Here is a 23827-nt window from a genome sequence, read left to right as displayed (position 1 = left end):
CCACCGCCACGGCAAACGCGCGAACGGGCTACACCCAGGTCCCTCCCAGGCTCCCGCCAGCTGCCGGGCCCGCTACGCACGGACCAGGAGAGAGCCGGGGGCATAACCGTGTCGAAGCCCGATACCGGTGATGCAGTGACGGCACCGGGCGGATGCGGCTGCGGCCTTCCCCGGAGGATGAGGGGAGGCCGTCATGTTCAGGGCGGTTGGGCTGCGGCTGGTTGAAGCCGGCGGATCTGCGGCCGACCCCCTGCTTTCAGCAGGACATCACGACCGTGATCCGGTCAGTACTCGCCGTCGTGCTCGATTTTGCGGTCGCCCTTGTGGTAGCCGTCCTTGAGACCGCCGTCGTTGATGCAGGTATTGCCGAAGGCCGGGTTGAGGACGCCGACGACGTTGACGGTGTTGCCACAGACGTTGATCGGAATGTGAATCGGCACCTGGACGACGTTGCCGGACAACACGCCGGGAGAGCCAATGGCAGCGCCCTCGGCCGTGGCGTCCGCGGCCGCCATGCCAGCGCCCCCGGCCATGACAGCACCAGCGGCGAGGGCTACGGCTACCGACTTTGCCAAACGCGACATCGAAATCTCCTTGAAAACGGGACCCGCCGCCAGGGAATGCGACATGGACACCCCCCAACAGCACGAACCTCCCGCCGGTCACAGAAGTTAGGCCGAACGGTGACCTATCCCCTGCCGCCGAAACAGCCCCGGGCCTGCATCTCCTGGCGGTCGCCCCCAGAACTTCCCTGTCGTGGCGCCAGGAAAACGGGACGCCTTCTCTCTAGCTTCAGAGAGTCCGGGGGCGTGCTGGAGTGAGCGGCCGGCGGCAGGGTGGAGGGAGGCCAGCTCTGCCGGTGATCGTCTATCGGTCACCCTGACGACAGCGAGCCGGTCGTGAATCTCGGAGACCTCATCGGTCAGGGTGCCGCCCTCGCCGCGGGTCCGACATTGCAGAGCTCCGGCAGGGTCGGCGGGGTGCGCGCTCCCGCGGCAGCCCGTCCGTCAGCGAGGAGGGTGTCCGTACCGGTCGTGGTGAACAGGCTCTTCACCTGCGCGAGCGGCTGTACGCCACGCAGTGACCAGCGGCCGGTGTGGCGATCACGGCCGGCCGGGCAGCGATGCGAAGGCCAGGAGTTCCTCGGCGGCACGGCTGATGAAGCGGCGGGTGCTGTCCGGGTTCAGGGCATGGGCCTGCAGGCGGTCGTACATGACGCTGTAGTGCTCGACGTCGGATCGTTTCTCCAGGTAGAGGTCGCTGGTGAACCGTTCCAGATACATCGTCCCCGCCCCGGCTGCGTCCGCATCGAAGTGGAGGATGGAGAACTGTCCCGAGATGCCCGGGTGGGCCCCCACGTCGTGTGGGAGGACCTGCACGGTGATGTGCGGCTGCGCGGCAAGGTGGTTCAGGTACTCGAGTTGTTCACGCATGATCTCCGGGCTGCCGACCACGCCGCGCAAGGCCGACTCGTCCAACACGACCCGTAAGCGGAAAGAGCGGGCCGGGTGGTGGGCCCGGGATTGGCGGCGCAGCCGGACCTCACGGCGCACGGCGATCTGTTCGGCCGTGGCCAGAGGGATCGTTTCCGCGATGACCGCGGCCGCATAGGCGGGGGTTTGCAGCAGGCCGGGGATCACCAATGGCTCGTAGGAGCGGATCGAGGAGGCTGCCGTCTCCAAGGCGATGTAGACGGCGTAGGGGACCTCGCCGCAGGCGACCCACCAGCCCTGCCGGTCCGCTTCCCTGGCCATCCGCATCAACGCGGTCACGACCTGCGGATCTGTGACCCCATAGAGGCCGCACAGGTCCCGCACGTCACGAGGCTTGATGACGCGGTGACCGTTCTCCACGAGACTGATCTTGGGCTGGGAGATCAACAGCCGCTCGGCCACCTGCCTACTGGTCAGACCGCTGGCCAGACGGAGCCGGCGCAGCTCCGCGCCCAGCCGGCGCCTCCTGACGGTGGGGTTCCCGTTCACCGCCACGGACCGTCTACCTCCGGCTCGGACCCATCTGCCAGCCGCGGAAATACCACGGCGGGGGCCCGGGCGAGCGCATCCGCCGCGCGGTAATGATCAACGAGCCCTGCCGGCGAGTATCACGCTCCACGAACGAGCCGCGTGCACAGCCCGGGCAGCGTTCACCCAGACGCCACGCCATTCCACCTATCCGCCCGAAAAGCCTGCTTACCCACCGCGCTCCTGGTCCGCCTCCGCCCGCACCGAGCGCAGCCGCCGGGCAGGGTCCGGCGTCGGTGTCGCGCCCCGCGGAAAGTGCAGGGCACCTGAGCGCCACGCACCGGCCGGCAGCACGGCCCCGGCCAACACGCTCAGGAACAGGGCCGCGGTCTCGTACCCGAACCCCCAGCCCACCAACCACCCGCCAGCACCGTGCCCGCTGCCACCGTCACGGCACTGCCTCCCCGTCACCACCACCCTCGATGAGACCCCGGGCTCGGCGCTACACGGCGCCCCGGTCCATGGTGCCCAGAGCGGGCTGCTCGGGCTTGCCGAGTTCAGGCGTTTACGTGGCACGGGGTGACGGCCCGTCGGAATGGGGCCCATGCTCCCCGTCAACCGCGATCCATATCCCACAGGCTCTCCAGCGCGAGCGCGCTCTGGGCGCCCGCCCTGGCCCGGACCGTGATCTGCCGGCACAACCCGTCCAAAGCGACCCCGTCGTCCGCGACGTGCGCTTCGACCACCGCCCAACCCGGCAACCCGTCCACGCCCGGCAGGCGCACCAGGCGATGGTCACACCGGCCGGTGATCAACACGGCCGGCAATGCGGGGCGGCCGCACCGCCAAGCCGATACCGCAGCCGTATCAGGTCGGGAAGATCCGCCACATACTCGAGCCGGTCAAGGAGGAGACCGATTCGCTGGTCATCTCCCTCCCGCACGGCGGCAGCGATGGCATCAACAAGCTGGTCAGCGTCCACAAGCATGCGGGAAGTCTTGACTGGTGAACAGCACTTCACACATGCCACCGGGAGCCAATGACCACCTCCTCCGGCATCAGATGTCGGCGCCAAACATGACGGCTCCACCAGCGTCGGCACTCGAACGGCGTCCCGAGCGGCCGGCTCTGGGCGCGCTACCGGACCGTTGCGGAGCACGAATATCGATGCCCTCATCACACACACATGCCGTCGGGCCAGCGGGGCGGCGATCGCGTGCCATTGCTGCCCGTACCGGTAGGGACGACAAGACCATTGGCGCTCACCACGTCGAGACGAGGAGGAAGGATCTGGCGCGTGCAGCCGCCGGAGAGGTCCGTCCGCCGGTGGGCGCGGTTCGAGGGATCTCCTGCGGCATCTGCGGTCGCGCCGGGGGAGGGTCATCGCGGCGGGCAGCGTGGGAACTGCGTCGGGACGACGGCGTGGCCGGCGGGCTGAACGCGCAGAGCCAGACCGGAAGCCGACGTCCATCCGCATCCCATGCCGCGGTGCGCCGCGGACAGGACACGGACTGCGCTCTCGACGCTTACCCGGCGCGGAAAATGATAAAAGACACCCGTCAAACCTCGTTTACCAGGCTCGCCATCACCTGGATGGAGTACATCCTGTCCGGTATCGCGAAGCGTTACTGGACTATGACAAATGCAAACCACGCAGCAGTGATTCCACAGCGCGCAAAAGATGACAGCGACTGCGTCGGCCTCCGAGGCACGGCGGGCAAGTGGACGTACACGGCTTGGACCCCTCAGAAGAACGCGACTTTGAACCATGAGGGGCGGGACGTGGAGCTCGACCACTCGTGGTCTGCCTTCGAGGACTTCCTGAAGGCGGTGAACGGGCTCCAGGACGAATTCAGCCGACGGTCGTCGACCACAGGACCGTCCATGCCCCCCGCTTGCGGGTGTCCGGGGGAGATCTCTCGTGTTTGAGCAGTACGACGGCAACGGTTTCCACGACTTGCCGCCCGATGTCTCCGCGTTCCGGACGGCGCCGGACTGGGAGGCACACGTTGCTCACCAGCAGCCGATGGCCGGACCGGACGCAGTCAACAGCACTTGGGATCCGGCGGAGGAGCTGGCGCAGCTCCTTCAGCAGGCCTGCCGTCCGAAACCGGCGGAGGTGTCCGAGCGATTCGGCCTCGACGAGGCCGGCGATACGGGCGGTGGCATGGCCAACGCGTTCGCCGATCCGTCACTGGAAACGGGCGAAAGGCTACGCCCGCCGATCCGCAACGGGCACCGTCGGGCGTCGTCGATGACGTCGGTGGTGACCATGCTGAGAACGGGCAGCTTCTTCACCGCCCTGCTGGTCGCCGCCATCGCCACCGTGGTGAGCATCTTCAGCGGTCTGGCTGTGTGCGAAGCACTGCGCCGCAGCGCCGACCCGCGCACCGCGCACGATGTCGTCAGCTGGTGGCCGCTGCTGATCTACGGGCCCTGGACGGTCGCCTCGCTGTCCATTCTGCGGGCCGCCCTACATCAACGCCGCGCCGTCCATTCCTGGTCCGTCGTCCTGTTGTTCTCCACCCTCGCCACGCTCCTGTGCCTGGTCCAGGCCTCCAGCACGTTCGCAGCCCGCGCGGCGGCCACGCTCCCTCCCATCGCCGCGCTGGCCTGCTTGCAGCAACTCGTCCGCCAGATCACACTCACCCGACCACCGCGCCAACCCGTCCCGCGGCACCGCGGCCACACACCCTCCCTGCTGCGCCGCTCGGCCGCTGTGCGCGGCCCGGATCCCGCACTCCCCCATTTCCCGGTTCGGGATCAAAGGGCCGCACGCACTCCTACTCCTGCCAGATTCCGCTACGGATCATGAGGATCACCCGAGCCGCATCCAGCCCCTGCCCGCACCCGAACAGTGATCACTTACATCCATGGAACGAAGATCAACACCCATAAGTCACGGGCGTCACACGGTCTCAGTCCTACGGATCTGCCGCCGGCCCCACGAGCTCACCCACACCGAGCAACTGCGGTACGAGTGCAGCCAGGACGCCGCCTGCCAGACCGGCGAGGAAGCCGTCACCAGCCTCAAAGCCGCCCTCGCACTCGCCGGCCTGACCCTCCCCTCGCTCAGCAGCGACGGACCGGTCGGCTGCCGCGGCTTCGTACGACTCGGAGGATGCAGCACTGCCGTAGCCAACCAGCTCGCCGAAGTCATCGCTGCGGGCGCCCACGCCCTCCAAGCCCGGTACCCGTGAGCACCACGCCGCCCGGGAAACACTCGCAGGAGACCCGAAAGCCGGCCAAAGCACCGGCAGCCTCACCAGCAACCCTCCCCCGGGGATCACCCGCTTCGCCGGACCCTGCGATGAGGCCTTCGGCCGCGCCGAAGGCACGAGTGAGGTCTCCGCCGGGGTGCACGTGCTCACCCTGGGGTGCCGCCGGCTGCATCACCTTGCTCCGCGACGAGTGGCGCGCGGTCCGGGTGGCGTCACCCCTTCGCCTGCCTCAGACAAGCCGGAGTCGGCAGGCACACGTGTTGCTGCCATGGCTTGACGGCCATAAGCGGGCCGGCCGGGTCTGTGGGCCGGCCCATCAAACGGTGAAGGAGGACTGATGTCTCGCTGCTTCCAAGACAGCCAGCGAACCGGAAGCACCATCCTGGCCCTGCTCTGCGCCGTGCTCCTGCACCGGGCAGCACTGGCCGATCCCAGCGCCCATGCGGCTACCCGCTCCTCTAGACCTGGCGTCGACTGGGACACGATCGCCCAATGCGAATCGGGTGGCAACTGGCGTGCCAACACGGGCAATGGGCACTACGGCGGCCTCCAGTTCACCCAATCGAGCTGGAAGGCCGCAGGTGGCCGCCAGTACGCCGCCCGAGCCGACCTCGCCACGAAGAAGGAGCAGATCGCCGCTGCCAAGAGGCTGGCCGCCATGCAGGGCATGGGGGCTTGGAGCTGCGCCCGCCGGTAGAAAGCACCGAGGCAGCCTCGTTTCAGCGGGGTGGAGCGGCGACGGCGAGGCTTCTTCTTCAAGCCGTACCCGAGTGACTTATCGGACGAGCGGTGGTCGTTGATCGAGAGGTGATCACGGTGTGGCAGGACCGGCATCGTTCGGTCAGCGGCCACCAGGGCGTCTACGCGATGCGGGAGATCGTGAAACGCGATCCTCTACGAGGGTCGGGCGGGCTGCCTCCCGCGTGATCTGCCGCCTAAGAGCGCGACGTACTACTACTTCGCCGCCCGCATCCTCGGCGTCCTCAACGACACGACCGAACCGCTGCGGGCCCGGGACGTCTGCGAAGCCCTCGACCATGAACCGCTGCCCAAGAACATGGAGGGCACCCGCGCCAAACTGAAACGCCTGGTCAAGCTCGACACCCCCTGGCCAACCTCACCCAGAAACAGACACCAACTCACGAACCGCCCTCTCATCGCGCAGACACGCAGGGCACAGATCGTTGGAGGGCTGGGGTCGCTGGTGCGTTCTCCCGCAGGCCCAGCAGTGCCCGTGATCGCGAGCCGTGCACGCGTCGGGACACTCGTTGGGATCGGGCTTCCCGATCATCGGGTTCCGGACGTCGCCGTCGTCTCGGTCCACGGCACCAGTCCGCGCCGACTCGCCACCAGAGCACGTCTGGTTCGGGTGGGCTGTGCGGGGCAGGCTGGGAAGTGCCCTCTTCGGGTACACCGCCGTGCGAAGGGAAGCCGGAATGATCCAATGCGCGGATATCCGTGAGTGGCGCACCCACGACGTCATTGACGCGGGCGGCCACAAGATCGGCACGCTGGAGGCCGTCTACGTGGACACCAGCACCGATGAGCCGGCCATGGTCACCGTCCAGGTGGGGCTGCCCACCCGCCGCCACCTGGTCTTTGTCCCCCTGAACGGCGCGATTGTGGGGCCGGGCTATGTGAAGGTCGACTACGACCGGTCGCTGGTGAAGAAGTGCCCGCCGATCGGCACGGACGACGTCCTGCCCGCCGAGGACGAGGCGGCGGTCTTCACGCACTACGGTCTGCCCTACCAGAGCGGCGTGAACGGTGAGCGGCAGCTCGCCCGCCGCTAACCGGCCCCATGGAGGAGGTACCCCATCGTGACGTTCTTCCTGCTTCTCGTCATCGCGGCGATCGTGCTGGGCATCATCGGCGTGATGGTGAAGGGGCTGTTCTACTTGCTCATCATCGCGATCGTGGTGTTCGTTGCCGCCCTGGTGTACCTGGGGCTGCACCTGCGGCGCTCCGGCCGCCACCGCCGCACGCTGCGCTGAGATGTCTTGCGGCTGCCGGCCCCAACCACAACCGGCCGGCCCCGGCAGCCCCCGGGGTGACACGGGCGGGCTTCCGGGGCTGCCCGCCGGACGGCGTGGTGCGTGCCCCGGGGAAGGCAGTTGCACCGACGCCGGTCTACCGGGTGGGCCACGGCCAGCGGCTTGCCGCCTCATCCACTCCCCGTCCGCCTGACCGGGCACGACACGTACTGCCGCCTTCGGGTGGACTGCCCGCGCGGCGTAGATCGGCTCGTTGGAGCGGATCTCGACGGCTCCACCGGGGCGGTGGCGGGTACCGTCCGCACGGTCATCGCGGTCATGGACGTACCAAGGCGCCCACCGCCGTCTGAGGCCGCGAAGTGCCGCGCGCCCCGGCGGCCTGGGCCGCGCGGGCCCAGTGGATACCGGCGACCTGTTCCTCCTTCAGCTCACGCACTCGGTCTTTGAGGATCCTCATGCCCCGATCCCAGCCGATCCGCTCCGCGATCACGGTGGCGGGCATCGTCGGGGTCTCCCGCAACAGCCCCGGATCGGACCTCGACCGCGTCGACTGCCGAGCCCTTCACCGCAGCTCGTACTTCGGCGGCCGATCCGTGGCCAGAGCCCGCTTGACCGTGTTCTTCGAGATCCCCAGATGCCGGGCGATCGCCCGGATCGGCACTCGCTCGGCCCGATGCAGCCGGCGGATCTCTGCCCAGTCCTCCACGAGGATCATCCTTCCCTCCTGACCTTGATCACCAAGGGCGGAGTCAGATGAAGATCACGAAGTAGGTCCTTTGATACACCGTCAGAGGCGCCCCAGTTGCAGGGCGATCGGCGCACGCCGTGTCCCTGCTGCTTATGGTCGACGGTGTACCCGGTGCGGTACGCCGTCGACCAGGTGGCGGCGGTTCAGAGCAGCGCGTGCGGGTACTGTTCGGCGCGGTGCTGGAAGGCGAGGATCGCGGGGTTCTGGACGGTGCCGCCGCGGATCTCGATCGCTCGGCGAATCGTGCGGTCACCGTCCCAGCCGGCCGGCCCTTCGAGGACCGGCCGCAGGAACGGGATCAGCGCCTCGCTGTTCTCCCAGGTGGCCGCATCCCACAGGTAGGAGGGGCTGTGGTCCACCGCGTAGTAGTGGACGTGGTCGCCGACGGTGAACATCGGCGCGTTGAACGTGGTAGGCCGAGCCCAGGCGAAACCCATGCCCTCGTCGCAGGACACGTCGATGACGAGGGTGTTGGGCGCGAGCTTCGGCAGGTCCTCCTCTATCAGGAACATCAGCGGCGCCGCGGTGTCCTGGAGCACGCAGTTGACGATGATGTCGTGCCCGGCGAGGAACTCGGCCAGCGGCTCCGGGCCGTCCTCAGTGAGCGCGATGCTGCGCCGAGGGTCGAGGGTGTCGTCGGCCACGTCGTGGTCGAAGTGCACGATCCGTGCCGAGTGGATCGGTGAGCTGACGGCGGCGATGCCGCGGGCAGTCAGCACGTCCACGTCGTGAACGCCCAGCGCGCTGAGCGCGGTTACCGCGCCGCGGGCGGTGGCGCCGAAACCGATCACAACCGCACGCCGCCGACGCCCGTAGTCACCGGTCGCCCCGGTCAGCTGCATGGCATGCAGCACCGACGAGTAGCCGGCCAGCTCGTTGTTCTTGTGGAAAACGTGCAGACTGAATCCACCCTCCCGGGTCCAGTGGTTCATCGCCTCGAAGGCGATCACGGTGAGCCTGCGGTCGATGGCGGCCTGCGTGACCTTCTCGTCCTGTACGCAGTGCGGCCACCCCCACAGCACCTGCCCGTCCCGCAAGTCCGCCAGATCTTCGTGCAACGGTTTGGCCAGCAGGATGACGTCACACTCTGCGATCAGCTCCTCGCGAGAGCGGAAACCCGCAACCCACGGTGCAAGCTGACGGTCCGAAACACCGAAGTGCTCTCCGTAACCAGTCTGCAGATAGATGCTGGGCTGAAGGTCGACGTCGATGCGTTCGAAGTGCGCCGGGTGGATCGGCAGACGGTGCTCGTTCTCTTTGCGGGTCTGCGACATGATTCCGAGCTTGAGCTGCTGCAAAATACCCCTTTGATTACTACCTGTCTAGCACACCCAGGAGCGCGGGGACCTGTTGGTTGGCAGTGCTCCTCCGGCCGGGCGCCCTGATGGGCACCCAACCCAGGCGTCTTCAGCTGACAAGCGGGGAATGCCGGTCCGGGCTGCCATCTGCGCCATCCTCGCCGACCGGACGCTGTCACGGCACGGTCGCGTTCGGTGCGGACTTCGGCCGACGAGGACCCTGCATCTTCTGAAACTCGTGCGCGGCCTCGATCACCAGCCGGGTCTCCTCATCCCCCAGCGCCCACAGAAGGTAGATCATCGGCTGCGGCCGTAGGACGAAGTCGAGGCCGGTGGGACTGTCAAGGTCACCGCGACCACGGCGAGCCGGTCGTGATCTCGGAGGGTGTCCGTACCGGTCGGGGTGAACAGGCTCTTCACCTGCGGTGTACGTCGCCGCACGGGCCGAAGCGGATACCGCGGTGGCGGGCGTCGGCCTGGGCGCGCGGCAGGACGGTCGGGCCGCACAGTCACAGAAAGTCACATGGTTGATACTTCAACGTCGGCGCGTCTCGTACTGCGCCTACGGCGCGCCGGGCACCGACCGCTACCGCTCTTCACGCTCATCGCGGTCGTCGCTCTCGCCTTCACCGGAACGTACCCGCGGGATCTGCTCAACCTGGTGGTCGGACGCAACTGCTGGGTGCTGCACGTCATCGCGTACGCGGCGCTTATGACGGACGAGTACCCACCCTTGCGGCTCGATCTGGGCGGTGAAGAGCCGATCACCCCGGACATCGCCCGGTAAGGGCCGGTCGGCTCCGCAACGGACCCCTCGGCCCCTGCCGGAAGACGTTACGAGGGCGGAGTCTGGAACTCACACGGCAACTGAGGGAGATGGGCACCATGGCCAACCTTGTCACCGCCGGCCTCGACGGCTCGCGGGAGAGTGTCGCGGCAGCCCGATGGGCCGCGCGCGAAGCCGACCTCCGACGTGTACCTCTGGCCCTGGTCCACGTGGAGGAGTGGCTGGAGCGGCCCCCTCTCCCCGTCGCGAGCACCGAGGCCCAGCGCCACCGGACGGACGAACTGCTGCGCGAGGCTTCCGAGGAGATCAAACGGCTGTATCCGGATCTGGAGATCACCTCCCGCCGGCTGCCGGGGATTCCGGCCACGGCCCTGGCCCATGCGGCCGCCTCTTCGGACATGCTGGTGCTGGGCTCCCGAGGGCTCGGCAGCATCGCCGGATTCATCCTCGGGTCCGTCGGCGCCGGTACCATCGCCGCAGCCGATCAGCCGGTCGTCCTCGTCAGGGCACCGCACGGCCCGGTAACGTCTCCCGAAGATTTCCGCACCGACGGTGCGATCGTGGCGGGAGTGGACACGGAGGGCCCCTGTGACGCGCTCCTCTCCTTCGCCTTCGACGAGGCATCACGGCGTGGGTGCGTCCTGCGGGTGCTCCACAGCTGGACTCCGCCGCCGATCCTCGGCTACGGCTTCGATCTCGGCCCCTCCGTCCAGGAGGAGATCGGTCACGGGATCGCCACGGCTGTGGACGAGATGATCCGCTCCTGGTGCGAGAAGTACCCTTCGGTGGACGTGACCCCCGAGGTACGCATCGGCCAGTCCGCGATCCAGCTCGTGGACGCCTCCAAAGGTGCCGCGCTCGTCGTGGTCGGGAGGCGTATCCGACGGTCCGCCTACGGCACCCACATCGGCGCGATCGCGCACGCGGTCCTGCACCACGCCGCCGCGCCCGTCGCCGTCATCGCCCACGAGTAGAGGCCCACGCGGATCAATCCCTGGCCGTCCCCGTACCACCGGTTTCCATTGCGTGTCAGGTGTGCGCGGCCTTACGGGTACGCCGCCTCAGGCGGCGCAGTTCGTCGGTGCCCCAGACCAGGACGGGGAAGACCGCGATGAGGGTGACCACGTCGAGGGGCAGGGCGGCGGTGCCGAAGATGCCTTGCAGGGGCGGCACGTAAACCAGGGCCGCGGTGAAGGTGAGTTCGAAGGCGATGCCGGCCAGGAGCAGCGGGTTGGTGAAGAAGCCGATGTCGCGCAGTGCCGCGTGGTCGGTGCGGGCGGCCACCGCCGTGCCGACCTGGCAGGTGACGATGCCCGCGAAGGTGGCCGTCGTCGCGGTGACGTACGCGTGGTGCAACGGGGCTCCCGGGCCGGTGGGATCCCCGGGGTGCCAGCCGGCCCGCCACAACACGTAGAAGAACGCGGTCATGACCAGGGCGGCGGAGACGGTGCCGAGGTAGCCCCAGCTGCGGATGAGCATGTCCTTGGAGATGACGCCCTGAGACATCGGCCTGGGTGGGCGGCTCATGCTGCCCGGCTCCGCGCGTTCCCGGCCCAGGGCGAGAGCCGGGAGGGTCTCGGTTCCGAGGTCGATCGCCAGGATCTGCAGGACGGTGAGGGGAAGCGGGATCGAGCCGGCCGACAGTGCGAAGATAAGGAAGGGGACCACCTCAGGGGTGAGATGGGCGAAGATGTAGACGATGAACTTTCTTACGTTGTCATAGACTTGGCGGCCGGATTCGATCGCGGTGACGATGGTGGCGAAGTTGTCGTCGGTCAGCACCATGGTGGATGCTTCGCGGGCGACGTCGGTGCCGGAGAGCCCCATAGCGACGCCGATGTGGGCGCGGTGCAGTGCGGGGGCGTCGTTGACGCCGTCGCCGGTCATCGCGACGATCTGGCCGTGGGCCCTCAGGGCATCCGCCACCTTCAGTTTCGTCTCCGGTGAGGAGCGGGCGAAGACGACCTCGGCGTCACCATCGGCGAGGAGCAGGTCGAGGTCGTGGTCGCCGATGGACTCGGACTCCGCGACCACGACGAGGCGGGGTGCCCCGATGCCGACCTCTCGGGCCACGGCGGCGGCGGTCGCTCCGTTGTCGCCGGTCACGATGTGTACGAGGAGCCCCGCCTGGTGGCAGCGCCGTACCGCGGCGGCGACTTCGGGCCGCGGGGGATCATAGAGGCCCACGAGACCCAGCAGGGTCAGCTCCGTCTCCGCGTCCTCGCGGCGGGTCGCCGGCACGGAGCCGCCCAGTTCGCGTGTGGCGACGGCGAGCACGCGCATGCCCTGACCGGAGAGATCTTCCGCCGCGGCACGCGCCGTGCTGTTCTGAGCGGCGTCCAGGGTGCGGGCCAGGACCGATTCCGGGGCTCCCTTGACGATCAGCCGCATGCCACCGTCCGCCGGATCCCGCTGGACGACGGACATGAGGCGCAGCCGGGGGTCGAACCGGAAGACGGTGTGGCGGCCCGTGTCGCGCGCGGTGATGTCGAGCGGGGCGCCTCGATCGGCGGCGCCGGCCACCAGTGCGATCTCCGTGGGGTCACCGTGGAGTTGACCGTCGGCGTCCCTGGTGACGGTGGTGCACAGGGCAGCGGTACCGGCCAGTTGTACGGCGCCGGGGCTGGGGTCCGTGCCGCCGGTGGGTGTCCACGTGCTCTGCAGCCGCATTCTGTTCTGGGTGAGGGTGCCGGTCTTGTCGGTGCAGATGACGTTGGTGGATCCCAGGGTCTCCACGGCGCTGAGTCGTTTGATGACCGCCCCTTGGCGTGCCAGGAGGCGCACGCCGACGGCGAGGGCGAGCGTGATGGTCGGCAGCAGTCCTTCGGGCACGTTGGCGACGAGCAGTCCGATGGCGAACATCAGCGCGTCGGTCAGCGGCAGTCCCACGGCGACGCCGAGGAGCAGGAACAGCGCGCCCATCGCGACGGCAACGGCGGCGATGAGCCAGGCGACCTTCTTGACCTGCTGTTCCAACGGGCTCGGGTCCCGTAGCGTGCGCTGGCTGAGGGCGGCGATGCGGCCGAGCTCGGTGTGGTCGCCAGTGGCGAAGACCATCGCCCGGGCCTGACCCGCGGTGCAGGTCGTGCCGCTGAAGACGAGGTTGGGTTCCCGCAGCATCGTGGAGCCCGGAGTCCCTGGTCCGGCGATGCGCTGGGCGGGGGTGGACTCCCCCGTCAGCATGGACAGATCGACTTCGAGGCCACCGTCGACGAGTCGGACGTCGGCGGGCACTTTGTCACCCTCGTCGAGGGCGATGATGTCGCCCGGAACCAGGGTGTGGGCTTCGACCTGTCGGGACTTCCCGTCGCGGATTACCATCGCGTGCTCGGGGAGGTACTTGGCGAGGGTTTCCACCGCCTGCTCGGCCTGCCGCTCTTGGAGCAGGGCGAAGGCGGCGTTGACGAGGACGATGGCGACGATCGCGATCCCGAGCACGCGGATGTCGGCGACGAACGCCATGGCCGCCGCGACCCACAGCAGCAGGGCGAGCGGGTGCACCAGTTGCCGTACCAGCTCTCGTCCCAAGGAGGTGTGTCCCTTGCGCCGGACCTCGTTGGGTCCGTAGACGGCGAGCCGCCGTTCGGCCTCCCGGGCTGACAGCCCGTCCGTTCCGGTGTCGAGCTCTCGGCGCAGCAGCGGCAGCGGTTCGCTGGGGTCGCGCGGGGTTGGGGGCACCCCTCCCTGAGGAGGGAGATGGCCAGTGAGGGCCTCAGTCATCGTCGATTCCTGATTCGGTGGGCAGTCGGCCGGACCAGCCGGGTTCCATCCGTTCCCAGTCCCGCTCCCCCACGGACACGGGCCAGGGGGCCTTGGCAGGATTCGGCACGGTGATGCCGAACCTGCCGGGGAGCAGTCGGACGCGGACACCGCGGTGCCCCCGGTGGCAGAGCGTGAACGAGACGGGCTCGATCCCCCGCAACGGGACGGGATCGACGTAGCCCCGAGACGCTCAATTCACCTCGCCCAGAGGCGTTCCAGGCCAGTTCCAGGCCAGTGCTGTGCCGCGAGCGGCGCCGGGTCTCCGGGTGCCCGCGAAACGGGCTCGATGCGCGCTGCAGGAGCTGTCCGGCCGGCCTGTCGAGGGAGGTGTACAGGCTGCGGCGCGCCGCGACCGCCCAGACCGTGTCGTCGCCCGGTTCGCTGTCGGGGCTGCCGGTCGGCAGTTCGATGCCACGGGACTTCAGGAACGAGTTCACCCCGTCCAGCCGAGGCTTGCCGTCGACCCACTGGCGGTACTCACGGTCCGCTGCCGCCCCTTCCCGGAGGAGGCCCGGGCGTCCAGGCAGCTTCCGAAGGGCCGCGGCGTGCAGCGGCGCCGAGTCGAGCAGTGGTCCGTCGGTGTCGAACACGACGGCACGTAGCGCGCTCACCCGGATTGCACACGGCGGCCGGTGATCCGGGTGGGGGTCATGGACATCCAGTGTGTGCGCGGGCCGCCGGCCCAGGGCAGGGAGCGCGCGACCGCGTGCAGGTGACTGATTCGCGCCTCGTCCGTGACTTCGGACAGCTCGCCGACGGCCAGGACGCTCCACCCCTCTCGCATCGCGTCGTCTATGTGGTCCACTTCGAAAGCGACCTCGGTCCCGGACGCCTCGGCGAGCCGCGAGTAGGCCGCCGTCCGGAACGCGATCTCGCTTCCGACGATGACGTAGTTGACGGGGAAGACGGCAGGTCCTTCCGGGCCGGAGAACCCGACCCGGCCGATGCCGTGCGTGGAGAGCAGGCGGCGACATTCGGCCTCGCTCAGTCCCGTCAGCTCCGCATCGCGCATCGCCGTCCCCTCCCCAGGGGGACTGTCGATCGTCCTACCGGTCAGTTCCGCCACTGTCGTGCTCAGCCCGTCCGCGAGCGCCACGAGCATGCCCATGCTGGGCGCCGACGCCCGCTCCTCCAGGTAAGCGATGTACGGCGCGGCTGCCCCGCAGCGCTCCGCGAGCTCTTCGCGCGTGATTCCCAGCTCTTCTCGGCGGGCGGTCACGCGCCGCCCGAGGTCGCCGCGGGCGGCGGGAACCTTGTTCGGGTACGAATCTGCTGCGGTCTTTCCCATGATCGTCATTCCCTTGCCGTTCGGAGCCGGTACAGGAACGTCCAGTGGGCGTCTACCTCAGGCTGTACCCGCTGCCGGCGCGTGCCCAGGGCCGGACGGTCCACTCCCAGGGCCCGTCCGACCCGTGCGGCCCGGTTCCTCGGAATGTGGACCGCGGGCACCTTCACTGTGCGAGAGGCCCATTCCGCTGGTCCGTTTCGGGAACCAGCCGGCGGTGGAGTTCTGTGGTCATCGCATGGATGGCGCGGGTCAGTTCCGTATTGGTCTTGAGTTCCAGTTCCTGCTCGACGAAGTCATGGTCGGCCTTCGCCTGCTGGAACGCCGCCTGCCGGTTCTGGCCGATCATTACGAACGTCGACAGGAAGATCGCCTCCAGGGAGACGACGAGCGTCAGCATCGGCCAGGGATTGGCCTCTACGAACAGCATCCAGAGGGTGAAGGCGGCCGCGTGGAGATAGACGAACGGCATGGAGCCGGCGAACTTCGTGATCGCATCAGCGATACGCAGCTGGACATCGGCGCCACGGCTCTTACGGTGTGCGACGACAACCGGATGATGCCGCGTCTCGATTCCGTTCACCTGGCCTGCTTCCTAGGGATCAGCGCCCCTGAACCGGTCCAATGGCCCCGTATCGTCTCAAACCAGCCGCCGTTCTGGGCGTACCGCCGAAGCCCGCCTTCAACCGTGGCGACCGCGGTCGCCCCCCATGGCACGTGACCGGCGGACGACCGGCTGCCCACACTCCGCCCCACGCCGATGGCGCAGAAGGGGCCGACCGGCCCCATGCAGGGGCCGGTCCTGCCCTTCCCGCCTCTGGGCCCGTGGGAGCAGGGTGTCAAGCATCGGCTCAGCCGACGCGTGCCCCGGCCTGCGGTTCGAAGGAGTACTCATGACCACGTACCGGATCGCGGAGCTGGACGCGCACTGGCGCGCCGCGAACTATCTCGCGATCGGCCAGATCTACCTCCTGGACAACCCACTGCTCACGGAACCACTGCGCCCGGAGCACATCAAGCCCAGACTGCTCGGCCACTGGGGCACCTCACCCGGCCTGAACTTCGTCCACACCCACCTCAACCGGGTGATCAAGGAGCGTTCGCTGGAGGCCCTGTGCGTATGGGGGCCCGGCCACGGCGGCGCGGCCGTGCTCGCCAACTCCTGGCTGGAGGGAACGTACACCGAGGCATACCCGGACATCGGCCGAGACGCGGACGGGATGCGCAAGCTGTTCCGCCAGTTCTCCTTCCCCGGCGGCGTTCCGAGTCACGTCGCGCCGGAAACGCCGGGCTCCATTCACGAGGGGGGCGAACTCGGCTACTCGCTGGCCCACGCGTACGGCGCCGCCTTGGACCATCCCGGCCTGCTGGTGGCCTGCGTCATCGGCGACGGCGAGGCGGAGACGGGGCCACTGGCCGCCTCCTGGCACTCCAACAAGTTCCTGGACCCGGTCCACGACGGCGCTGTGCTGCCGGTCCTGCACCTCAACGGATACAAGATCGCCAATCCGACCGTGCTGTCGCGGATCCCGGAGGCGGAGCTCGACGCCCTGCTGCGCGGCTACGGGCACGACCCGCTCTACGTCTCCGGCAGCGACCCCGCCCTCGTCCACCCGGCCATGGCCAGAGCCGTGGACCAGGCCCTCGACCGCATCCACTCCATCCAGCAGAGAGCGCGGGCCGCCGGCACGGATCCGGGCGGTGAGTGCGCGCGCTGGCCCATGATCGTCCTGCGGACCCCCAAGGGCTGGACGGGGCCCGCGACCGTCGACGGGCAACCCGTCGAGGGCACCTGGCGCGCACACCAGGTGCCGCTCTCAGGTGTCCGTGAGAACCCCGAGCATCTGATGCAGTTGGAGAGCTGGATGCGTTCTTACCGGCCCGAGGAGCTCTTCGAGGCCGAGGGCCGTCCGGTGTCCTCCGTGCTGGCATGCGTACCGGAGGGCGAGCGCCGCCTGGGCGCGAGCCCGTACGCCAACGGCGGCCGGCTGCTGCGCTCACTCCCGCTGCCCGCGCTCGACGCGTGGGCCGTCCCCGTGGAAAAGCCCGGAAGCACCCTGCACGAGCCGACCCGCGTCCTGGGCCGTTACCTCGCGCAGGTCATGAGGGACACGGCCGGGCGGCGGGACTTCCGGGTCGTCGGACCGGACGAGACGGCGAGCAACCACCTCGACGACCTGTACGACGTCACGGGCAAGGCATGGCAGGGCATGACGGAGGCCACCGACCAGAACCTGTCCCGGGACGGCCGGGTCATGGAGATCCTTTCCGAGCACGTGTGCCAGGGCTGGCTGGAGGGGTACCTCCTCACCGGCCGCCACGGCCTGTTCTCCACGTACGAAGCCTTCGCCCACATCGTCGACTCCATGGTCGGCCAGCACATCAAATGGCTGAAGAGCGCCCGGGAGCTGAGCTGGCGCGCGCCGATCGCCTCCCTCAACTACCTGCTCACCTCGCACGTCTGGCGCCAGGACAGCAACGGCTTCTCCCACCAGGACCCCGGCTTCGTCGACCACGTCCTCAACAAGAGCCCCGGCGTCGTACGTGTCTACCTGCCACCGGATGCCAACACCCTGCTCGCGGTGGCTGATCACGCCCTGCGCAGCCGGGACCGGGTGAACGTGATCGTCGCCGGCAAACAACCTTGCCACGACTGGCTGGCCATGGACGAAGCGCGAACGCACGTCGCACGGGGCGCCGGAATCTGGGCGTGGGCCGGAACGGACGACGGCACGCGCGAGCCCGACGTCGTGCTGGCCTGCGCCGGGGACGTGCCGACCCTGGAGGTGCTCGCCGCCACGGACCTGCTGCGCCGGCACCTCCCGGAACTGGCCGTGCGCGTGGTCAACGTCGTCGACATCGCCCGCTTGATGCCACGGGAAGAGCATCCGCACGGGATGACCGACACGGAGTACGACGCGCTCTTCACCACCACCAAGCCGGTCGTCTTCGCCTATCACGGCTATCCGTGGCTGATCCACCGCCTCGCGTACCGCCGGACCGGCCATCCGAACCTGCACGTCCGCGGCTACAAGGAGTCGGGAACGACCACCACAGCCTTCGACATGGTCGTCCGCAACGACCTCGACCGGTACCGGCTCGTCATGGACGTGATCGACCGCGTCCCCGGACTCGCCGGGCGCGCGGCGGTCCTGCGCCAGAGCATGTGCGACCAGCGGATCCGCCACCACGACTGGATCCGCCTCCACGGAACCGACCTGCCGGAGGTCGCCGGCTGGTCCTGGCCCTACTGATCGCCCGCCCAGGACGGTACGCGGGGGCCGTCCGGGTCGGGGAGGGTACCGACCGGCCCTTCCCGGCCCGCCGCCACCGGCGGAAGGTGGAGACGGACCCGAACGGAGAACCGCCATGAGCACCTCTTCCCTCCACCGGCTCACCTCCTCCCCCGACCGCTTCACCCGCGCCCTGTCCCCGGAGCACCGCGAGAGCCTGCTGGACCTCGCCCACGAGGCGAACTTCCCCGCCGGAGCGCGTCTGTTCAACCAGGGCGGGCACGCCGGCCGGTTCTGGGTCGTCCGGTCGGGCAGCGTCGGCATGGACGTACACGTGCCCGGCAGGCAGGCAGCCGTGGTCGAGACGGTCGGTCCCGGCGAGCTCGTCGGCTGGTCCTGGCTGTTCCGTCCCTACACCTGGCACTTCGGCGCCGAGGCCATGACGCCCGTACGCACCGACGAGTTCGACGCCGCCGCCGTGCGCACGCTGATGGATGCCGACCCCGCGGTCGCCCTCGCGATGTGGCACTGGGTGGGGCAGGTGCTCGCGCACCGGCTCGTTTCAGCCCAGATCCGGCTCCTGGACCTGTACGCGCCCCACGGCAGCGGAAGCGGCATCTGAGACAATTGTCCCCAGACGTATCCGATCCGAAGGTGTGGCGTGGATGTCCGATGCACCAGCTGCCGCCCCGGCCCCCACCCGGGTATTCCTCCTCGACGACCACGAGGTCGTCCGCAGGGGGCTACACGACCTGCTGGATGCCGAGCCCGACATCGAGGTGGTGGGCGATGCGGCGACGGCCGCGCAGGCCCTTGCCCGTGGGCCCGCCCTGAGGCCGGACGTCGCCGTGCTCGACGTGAGGCTGCCCGACAGCGACGGCATCACCGTCTGCCGGGAGTTGCGCTCGCGGATGCCGGACCTCGCCTGTCTCATGCTGACGTCCTTCGACGACGAGGAAGCGTTGCTCGACGCGATCATGGCGGGTGCCGCCGGGTACGTGTTGAAGCAGATCAAAGGATCGGACCTGGTCGCCGCCATCCGGACGGTCGCGACGGGGCAGTCGATGCTCGATCCTGCGACGACGGCACGCCTGATGCGTTCGCTACGGGACCCCACCACCGGGAAGCCGCCCGAGGACCAGCGGCTGACGGTCCTCTCCGAGCGCGAGCGCGCCGTGCTTGAGCTCGTTGGCGAGGGCCTCACCAACCGTCAGATCGGCAAACGACTCTTCCTCTCGGAGAAGACCGTCAAGAACCACATCTCACGCTTGCTCGCCAAACTGGGGGTCGAGCGCCGCGTGCAAGCGGCGGTCATCGCCGCCGAGGTGCGCGAGCACGACGAAACCGGCCGCTGACACCGTCGCTCACCGGGGAGGGTCGGGGTGGAGCGGGATCCGCCAGTCCAGTCGGGTTCCGCCACCGTCCGGGCACGGCGAGACGGACAGCACGCCCCCGCGGGCCTCGGCGCGCTCCGCGAGGTTGCGCAGACCGCTCCGGCGGCCGCCGTCCGTGACACCCACTCCGTCGTCGCTCACCGTCACGCCCAGCACGCCGTCCGCCAGGATGACGGAGACCTCCGCCCGCGCCGCTCGCGCATGCCGGGCCACGTTGGTCAGGGCCTCGCCGAGGACGGCGGCCACGTCGTCGGCGACCCGGGCCGGCACGTCGGTGTCGATCAATCCCTCCATGCGCAGCGCGGGCACGAAGCCGAGCACCGCCGCCGCCTCACCCACGGCCCGTACCGCGCGGACCCGGAGTCTCGGGGGGCTGCCCGCTGCCTCATGGTCGCGGAGTCCGAAGATCGTCGAACGGATGATCTTGATCGTCTCGTCCAGGTCGTCGATCGACCGGCTCAGCCGCTCGGACGCCTCGGGGTGCTTCACAAAGCGCTGGGCGCTCTGCAGGGTCATCCCCGTCGCGAAGAGCCGCTGGATCGCGAGGTCGTGCAGGTCGCGGGCGATCCTGTCGCGGTCCGCGAGGAGGCTCACCTGCTCGGTGTCCCGGCGCCGGTCGGCCAGTTCGAGCGCCAGGGCGGCCTGCCCGGCAAAGCCGGGCAAGGGCGCGACCTCGGTCGCGGCGAACAACCGCCGCCCGGTCCGCCGCGCCAGCATCAGCACCCCCCGCAGCTTCGCCCTGGTGCCCACCGTGACGGCCACAGCCGGCCCGAAGCCCGTCCAGACGTCCGGCTGCGCCGCGACTCGGACATCGGTGGCCACATCCGCGAAGGTGATCAGTCCGTCACGTGCCGTGACCAGCTCGGCCAGGATCCCCTCGCTGCCCGGCAGGACGATCCCTCGGTGCGCTTCGGCACCCTCCCCCAGGGCCAGCGAACCATGCAGTTCGCCGCTGGGCCCCACCTGATAGAAGACGCACATCTCGGCCGAGATGATGTCCCGGGCCCGCTCCAGCATGCCCTCCAACACCTCGATTTCGGAGGCGCCCGACAAAAGCGCGCTCGTGAAATCGGAACTGGCCGCCAGCCAACGCTCCCGTAGCCGGACCTCCTCGTACAGGCGGGCGTTGTCGACGGCGACTCCCGCAGCGACCGCGAGGGTCGACAAGACCCCTTCGTCTTCCGCGTCGAAGTCCGTACCGCCGCGCTTCTCCGTCAGGTAGAGATTGCCGAACACCTCGTCCCGGATCCGGATCGGTACGCCGAGGAAGGAACGCATCTGCGGGTGGTGCTCCGGAAAACCGGCGGAGGCCACGTGCTCCGAGAGGTCTTCCAGGCGCAGTGGCCGCGGATGCCTGATCAGCTCGCCCAGCAGTCCGTGTCCGGTGGGAAGGGCCCCGATACGCGCCCGGAGCTGGTCGCTGACGCCCACGGGAAGGAACTCGGTGAGCCCCTGGTCGTCCCCCACCACACCCAGCGCACCGTACTCCGCGTCGACGAGGACCACCGCGGCCTCCACGATCCCACGCAGCGCCTGGGCCAGGTCCAGCTCCCGCCCGACCGACATGACCGCCTCGAGCAGCCCGTTCAACCGATCACGGGTACCGCGCGCGTCAGTGACCTGTGCCTGGAGCGCGTCCAACCTCCGCTGCGGAATGCGGCTCACAGCCGCGTCGGGATCGTCCGCGACCATGGACACCTCCGGCGCCGTCGAGGGGCTCTGCGCACCAGCCCAGCCTTCAGCGTAGTCCTCCGCCGGCCGGTCAGGGTCAGGGTCAGGGCCAGGAGTGACGGGCATGAGGGGCCTGACAGCAGTGAATCCGGTATGACTGATGTCTAGAAACGAGGGACCAGCCCTTGTCCACCCGCCCGGGGTGATGATCACAGGGTAGTTCGCGCGATGCATCACCCCATGCACGACGGATCCGAGCCGGATGCCTGTGTAGCCGCGCCACCCCTGCCCCGTCGTCCCACGATCAAGGCCAGGGCCTGCTCAGCCGCCTCGGCGAGGCACTCCACCGGGTGTCCGGTCGGTGCATCGTGGGTGAGCTTGACGTCCGGGCACTCCTGCGCCCAGCCCGTTGCCGCGTCGGTCAGCATGCGGTGTCGGGCCCTCACAGCTGCCGTCTCGGGGACCGAAGGTCCCTTGCCCCGCCACGCACCACTTCGTCGACCGTGCACCGCCGGGACCGGTCAGTCCTGGCACAGGACCGTTCGGCCCTCGCTTCGCGGGCTGCCACGGCGGATGGTGGCTGGTGAGGGCGCTCCGCAAGGCACGCCCACTGGCCGACGCCGACAGGAGGGCCGGACATGAAGCATGCCAAAGTCGGCTTCCTGATGACCGACGAGGTCGTCTCGGTCGTGGGGCGGACTCCGTTCGCGGACGTGGCCGCGCTGCTCGTCGAACATGACATCAGCGGAGCACCGGTCGTCGACGAGGAGGATCGCGTCATCGGGGTCGTCTCGCATACCGATCTCATCGCCCGCGACGACCTCACCGCCCAGGAACTCATGTCAGCGCCGGCCGTCACCGTCCACGCCGAGCAGAACGTCACGGAGGCCGCCCGGCTCATGACCCGGCGCGGCGTGGGGAGGCTCCCTGTCGTCGACGAAGAGGACCGTCTGGTCGGCATCGTGACCCGACGGGACCTGCTCCGTGTTTTCCTGCGCCCGGACCACGAGATTCGCAGGTGTGTGATCGAGGACGTACTCGCGGAGACCATGGGTCTCGGCGCCGACGCGGTGGACGTGCGCGTCGTGGACGGGATGGTCACCCTGGACGGCCGGCTGGCGAGGAGCAGCCAGATTGCCATCGTCCTGCGGCTCGCCGGACAGTTGGACGGAGTCGTCGCGGTGACCGACCGGCTCACCGCGCGGTTCGACGATTCTCGCCTCACGCCACCGGATCTCAGTACCGACAGCGTCCTCCGGTGACGAAGCGGGCTCGGTGGGATGCGTCAGGAAAACGTGGACCGTTCGGCCCCTGCCCGACGGGCCGGGGCAGAGCGACCCTGGAGACAGGCAGGCTCGCAGCACCAAGCCGTACAGGTGCGCAGCCCGCGACGGATCCGGGTCATCCCCCGTGCTCCGCCACACACTCGGGACCTCACCCCGGCGGGGTGCCGTCCTATCCGGGAGGAGCACCACCATGGGAGTTCTGATCGTTCTCCTGGTCGTCCTCGTAGTTCTCGTCCTGCTCGCACTCGCCATGGCGGTCAAGGTCGTCAAGCAGTACGAGCAGGGCGTGCTGTTCCGCTTCGGCCGACTCGTCGGCACCCGGGCGCCGGGCCTGCGGGTCATCGTGCCCTTCGCCGACGTCCTGCACAGGGTGTCCCTGCGGATCGTCACCATGCCCATCCAGTCCCAAGGCATCATCACCCGGGACAACGTCAGCGTCGACGTATCGGCTGTCGCCTACTTCCGTGTCGTCGATGCGGTGAAGTCGGTCATCGCGATCGAGAACGTGGGCGCGGCCATCAACCAGATCGCCCAGACCACCCTGCGCAAGGTCGTCGGCCAGCACACCCTCGACGAGACACTGTCGGAGACCGACCGCATCAACCTCGGCATCCGCGAGATCCTCGATGTCACCACCGCCGAATGGGGCGTGGAGGTCACCCTGGTCGAACTGAAGGACATCCAGCTGCCCGACAGCATGAAGCGCGCGATGGCCCGCCAGGCCGAGGCCGAACGGGAGAAGAGGGCCAAGATCATCAACGCCGAGGGCGAGTCGCTGGCCGCCGCCGCACTCGGTGACGCCTCCGACACCATGATGGCCCACCCGCTCGCCCTCCAACTACGCAACCTGCAGAGCCTCGTGGAGATCGGCGTCGACAAGAACACCACCGTCGTATTCCCCGCGCCGCTGATGAGCACCATCGGAGAACTGGGGGCCTTCCTCGCCCGCGAAGCCGCGGCCTCGGCGGTCCCGGCACCGCCCACACCGGAGAGCACCGCTTCGACCCCCGGCCGACCCCTGACGAACGGGGCGGTCAGCATTGGATGACCCAAGACCCGCCGTACGGCGGGGTTGTGCGGAACGGCGGACGGAGTACCCACGGACATCCGTGCCGGTTGAAGGGCAGCCAGCTCGACGCCGTGCTGGCGCACGAGCAGGGCCACGTCGCGGCCCGCCACGACTGGCT

Annotated in this window: 23 protein-coding genes and 3 pseudogenes; 15 read left to right on the top strand and 11 right to left on the bottom strand. The window is 69.0% G+C overall.

Annotation, left to right across the window (positions count from 1 at the left end; translation table 11 throughout):
• Nucleotides 1–284 precede the first annotated feature (284 nt).
• The 3 genes from ABZ934_RS31440 to ABZ934_RS31430 form a co-directional block, all read right to left on the bottom strand.
• Nucleotides 285–584, bottom strand: coding sequence for a chaplin (locus ABZ934_RS31440; protein WP_361319639.1), 300 nt, complete (start codon nt 582–584; stop codon nt 285–287).
• Between the two features lie 519 nt (nt 585–1103).
• On the bottom strand, nt 1104–1988 hold the full coding sequence (locus ABZ934_RS31435; RefSeq protein WP_361319621.1) for a helix-turn-helix transcriptional regulator: 885 nt from the start codon (nt 1986–1988) through the stop codon (nt 1104–1106).
• 587 nt (nt 1989–2575) lie between these two features.
• Complete coding sequence (locus ABZ934_RS31430) at nt 2576–2779, bottom strand: hypothetical protein (RefSeq protein ID WP_361319619.1); 204 nt, start codon at nt 2777–2779, stop codon at nt 2576–2578.
• A gap of 8 nt (nt 2780–2787) precedes the next feature.
• On the opposite strand from ABZ934_RS31430, the gene ABZ934_RS31425 reads away from it, so the two are divergent.
• The 7 genes and pseudogenes from ABZ934_RS31425 to ABZ934_RS31395 all read left to right on the top strand — a co-directional run bounded on the left by ABZ934_RS31425 (nt 2788) and on the right by ABZ934_RS31395 (nt 7176).
• Entirely contained in the window at nt 2788–2970 is a 183-nt protein-coding gene (locus ABZ934_RS31425; protein ID WP_361319617.1) for a hypothetical protein, read from the top strand.
• 912 nt (nt 2971–3882) lie between these two features.
• A complete protein-coding gene (locus tag ABZ934_RS31420) occupies nt 3883–4776 on the top strand; it encodes a hypothetical protein (RefSeq protein WP_361319615.1) in 894 nt (297 codons plus the stop codon).
• Nucleotides 4777–4834: 58 nt separating this feature from the next.
• Complete coding sequence (locus ABZ934_RS31415; protein ID WP_361319613.1) at nt 4835–5161, top strand: hypothetical protein; 327 nt, start codon at nt 4835–4837, stop codon at nt 5159–5161.
• Nucleotides 5162–5519: 358 nt separating this feature from the next.
• Complete coding sequence (locus ABZ934_RS31410) at nt 5520–5879, top strand: transglycosylase family protein (protein ID WP_361319611.1); 360 nt, start codon at nt 5520–5522, stop codon at nt 5877–5879.
• A gap of 30 nt (nt 5880–5909) precedes the next feature.
• A pseudogene (locus ABZ934_RS31405) lies at nt 5910–6149 on the top strand (transposase); the annotation flags it as partial.
• A gap of 469 nt (nt 6150–6618) precedes the next feature.
• On the top strand, nt 6619–6975 hold the full coding sequence (locus ABZ934_RS31400) for a PRC-barrel domain-containing protein (RefSeq protein WP_361319609.1): 357 nt from the start codon (nt 6619–6621) through the stop codon (nt 6973–6975).
• A 27-nt stretch (nt 6976–7002) separates the two neighbouring features.
• Nucleotides 7003–7176, top strand: a complete 174-nt coding sequence (locus ABZ934_RS31395) for a hypothetical protein (protein ID WP_361319607.1) — start codon at nt 7003–7005, stop codon at nt 7174–7176.
• Between the two features lie 421 nt (nt 7177–7597).
• Here the strand turns inward: ABZ934_RS31395 and ABZ934_RS31390 are convergent.
• The 3 genes and pseudogenes from ABZ934_RS31390 to ABZ934_RS31380 all read right to left on the bottom strand — a co-directional run.
• Nucleotides 7598–7891 (bottom strand): annotated as a pseudogene (locus ABZ934_RS31390) (helix-turn-helix domain-containing protein); the annotation flags it as partial.
• 176 nt (nt 7892–8067) lie between these two features.
• On the bottom strand, nt 8068–9222 hold the full coding sequence (locus ABZ934_RS31385) for a N(5)-(carboxyethyl)ornithine synthase (RefSeq protein WP_361319605.1): 1155 nt from the start codon (nt 9220–9222) through the stop codon (nt 8068–8070).
• Nucleotides 9223–9397: 175 nt separating this feature from the next.
• Entirely contained in the window at nt 9398–9523 is a 126-nt protein-coding gene (locus ABZ934_RS31380; RefSeq protein ID WP_361319603.1) for a hypothetical protein, read from the bottom strand.
• 222 nt (nt 9524–9745) lie between these two features.
• Between ABZ934_RS31380 and ABZ934_RS31375 the strand changes: the two genes are divergently transcribed.
• Nucleotides 9746–10009: a hypothetical protein gene (locus tag ABZ934_RS31375; RefSeq protein WP_361319601.1), complete on the top strand. Its 264-nt coding sequence runs from the start codon at nt 9746–9748 to the stop codon at nt 10007–10009.
• Between the two features lie 98 nt (nt 10010–10107).
• Nucleotides 10108–10983, top strand: coding sequence for a universal stress protein (locus tag ABZ934_RS31370; protein WP_361319599.1), 876 nt, complete (start codon nt 10108–10110; stop codon nt 10981–10983).
• Between the two features lie 55 nt (nt 10984–11038).
• Here ABZ934_RS31370 and ABZ934_RS31365 read toward each other — a convergent pair whose 3' ends face one another.
• From ABZ934_RS31365 to ABZ934_RS31350, 4 genes are all read right to left on the bottom strand, one after another.
• Nucleotides 11039–13687: a cation-transporting P-type ATPase gene (locus ABZ934_RS31365; RefSeq protein WP_361319597.1), complete on the bottom strand. Its 2649-nt coding sequence runs from the start codon at nt 13685–13687 to the stop codon at nt 11039–11041.
• Nucleotides 13688–13721: 34 nt separating this feature from the next.
• Entirely contained in the window at nt 13722–13931 is a 210-nt protein-coding gene (locus ABZ934_RS31360; RefSeq protein WP_361319595.1) for a hypothetical protein, read from the bottom strand.
• Nucleotides 13932–14378: 447 nt separating this feature from the next.
• A complete protein-coding gene (locus ABZ934_RS31355) occupies nt 14379–15059 on the bottom strand; it encodes a pyridoxamine 5'-phosphate oxidase family protein (protein WP_361319593.1) in 681 nt (226 codons plus the stop codon).
• Between the two features lie 163 nt (nt 15060–15222).
• Nucleotides 15223–15639, bottom strand: coding sequence for a DUF1003 domain-containing protein (locus ABZ934_RS31350; protein ID WP_361319591.1), 417 nt, complete (start codon nt 15637–15639; stop codon nt 15223–15225).
• A 310-nt stretch (nt 15640–15949) separates the two neighbouring features.
• Between ABZ934_RS31350 and ABZ934_RS31345 the strand changes: the two genes are divergently transcribed.
• From ABZ934_RS31345 to ABZ934_RS31335, 3 genes are all read left to right on the top strand, one after another.
• A complete protein-coding gene (locus ABZ934_RS31345; RefSeq protein ID WP_361319589.1) occupies nt 15950–18310 on the top strand; it encodes a phosphoketolase family protein in 2361 nt (786 codons plus the stop codon).
• Nucleotides 18311–18425: 115 nt separating this feature from the next.
• The gene (locus ABZ934_RS31340; protein WP_361319587.1) at nt 18426–18911 is read left to right on the top strand and encodes a cyclic nucleotide-binding domain-containing protein; all 486 of its coding nucleotides are present in this window, start codon (nt 18426–18428) and stop codon (nt 18909–18911) included.
• A gap of 43 nt (nt 18912–18954) precedes the next feature.
• Nucleotides 18955–19644 (top strand): response regulator transcription factor, encoded by a 690-nt coding sequence (locus ABZ934_RS31335; protein WP_361319585.1) that lies wholly within the window; start codon nt 18955–18957, stop codon nt 19642–19644.
• Nucleotides 19645–19653: 9 nt separating this feature from the next.
• On the opposite strand, the gene ABZ934_RS31330 is transcribed toward ABZ934_RS31335, so the two are convergent.
• Nucleotides 19654–21375, bottom strand: a complete 1722-nt coding sequence (locus tag ABZ934_RS31330) for a GAF domain-containing protein (RefSeq protein ID WP_361319583.1) — start codon at nt 21373–21375, stop codon at nt 19654–19656.
• Between the two features lie 617 nt (nt 21376–21992).
• Between ABZ934_RS31330 and ABZ934_RS31325 the strand changes: the two genes are divergently transcribed.
• From ABZ934_RS31325 to ABZ934_RS31315, 3 genes and pseudogenes are all read left to right on the top strand, one after another.
• Nucleotides 21993–22616 (top strand): CBS domain-containing protein, encoded by a 624-nt coding sequence (locus tag ABZ934_RS31325; protein ID WP_361319581.1) that lies wholly within the window; start codon nt 21993–21995, stop codon nt 22614–22616.
• Nucleotides 22617–22830: 214 nt separating this feature from the next.
• Nucleotides 22831–23688, top strand: coding sequence for a slipin family protein (locus ABZ934_RS31320; RefSeq protein ID WP_361319579.1), 858 nt, complete (start codon nt 22831–22833; stop codon nt 23686–23688).
• A gap of 65 nt (nt 23689–23753) precedes the next feature.
• A pseudogene (locus ABZ934_RS31315) lies at nt 23754–23827 on the top strand (M48 family metalloprotease); the annotation flags it as partial.

Origin of the sequence: Streptomyces sp. NPDC046557, from assembly GCF_040645975.1 — a bacterium.
Lineage (GTDB): Bacteria > Actinomycetota > Actinomycetes > Streptomycetales > Streptomycetaceae > Streptomyces.
The sequence above is the reverse complement of the archived record's forward strand: the minus strand, read 5'-3'. Positions and strand labels throughout refer to the sequence as shown.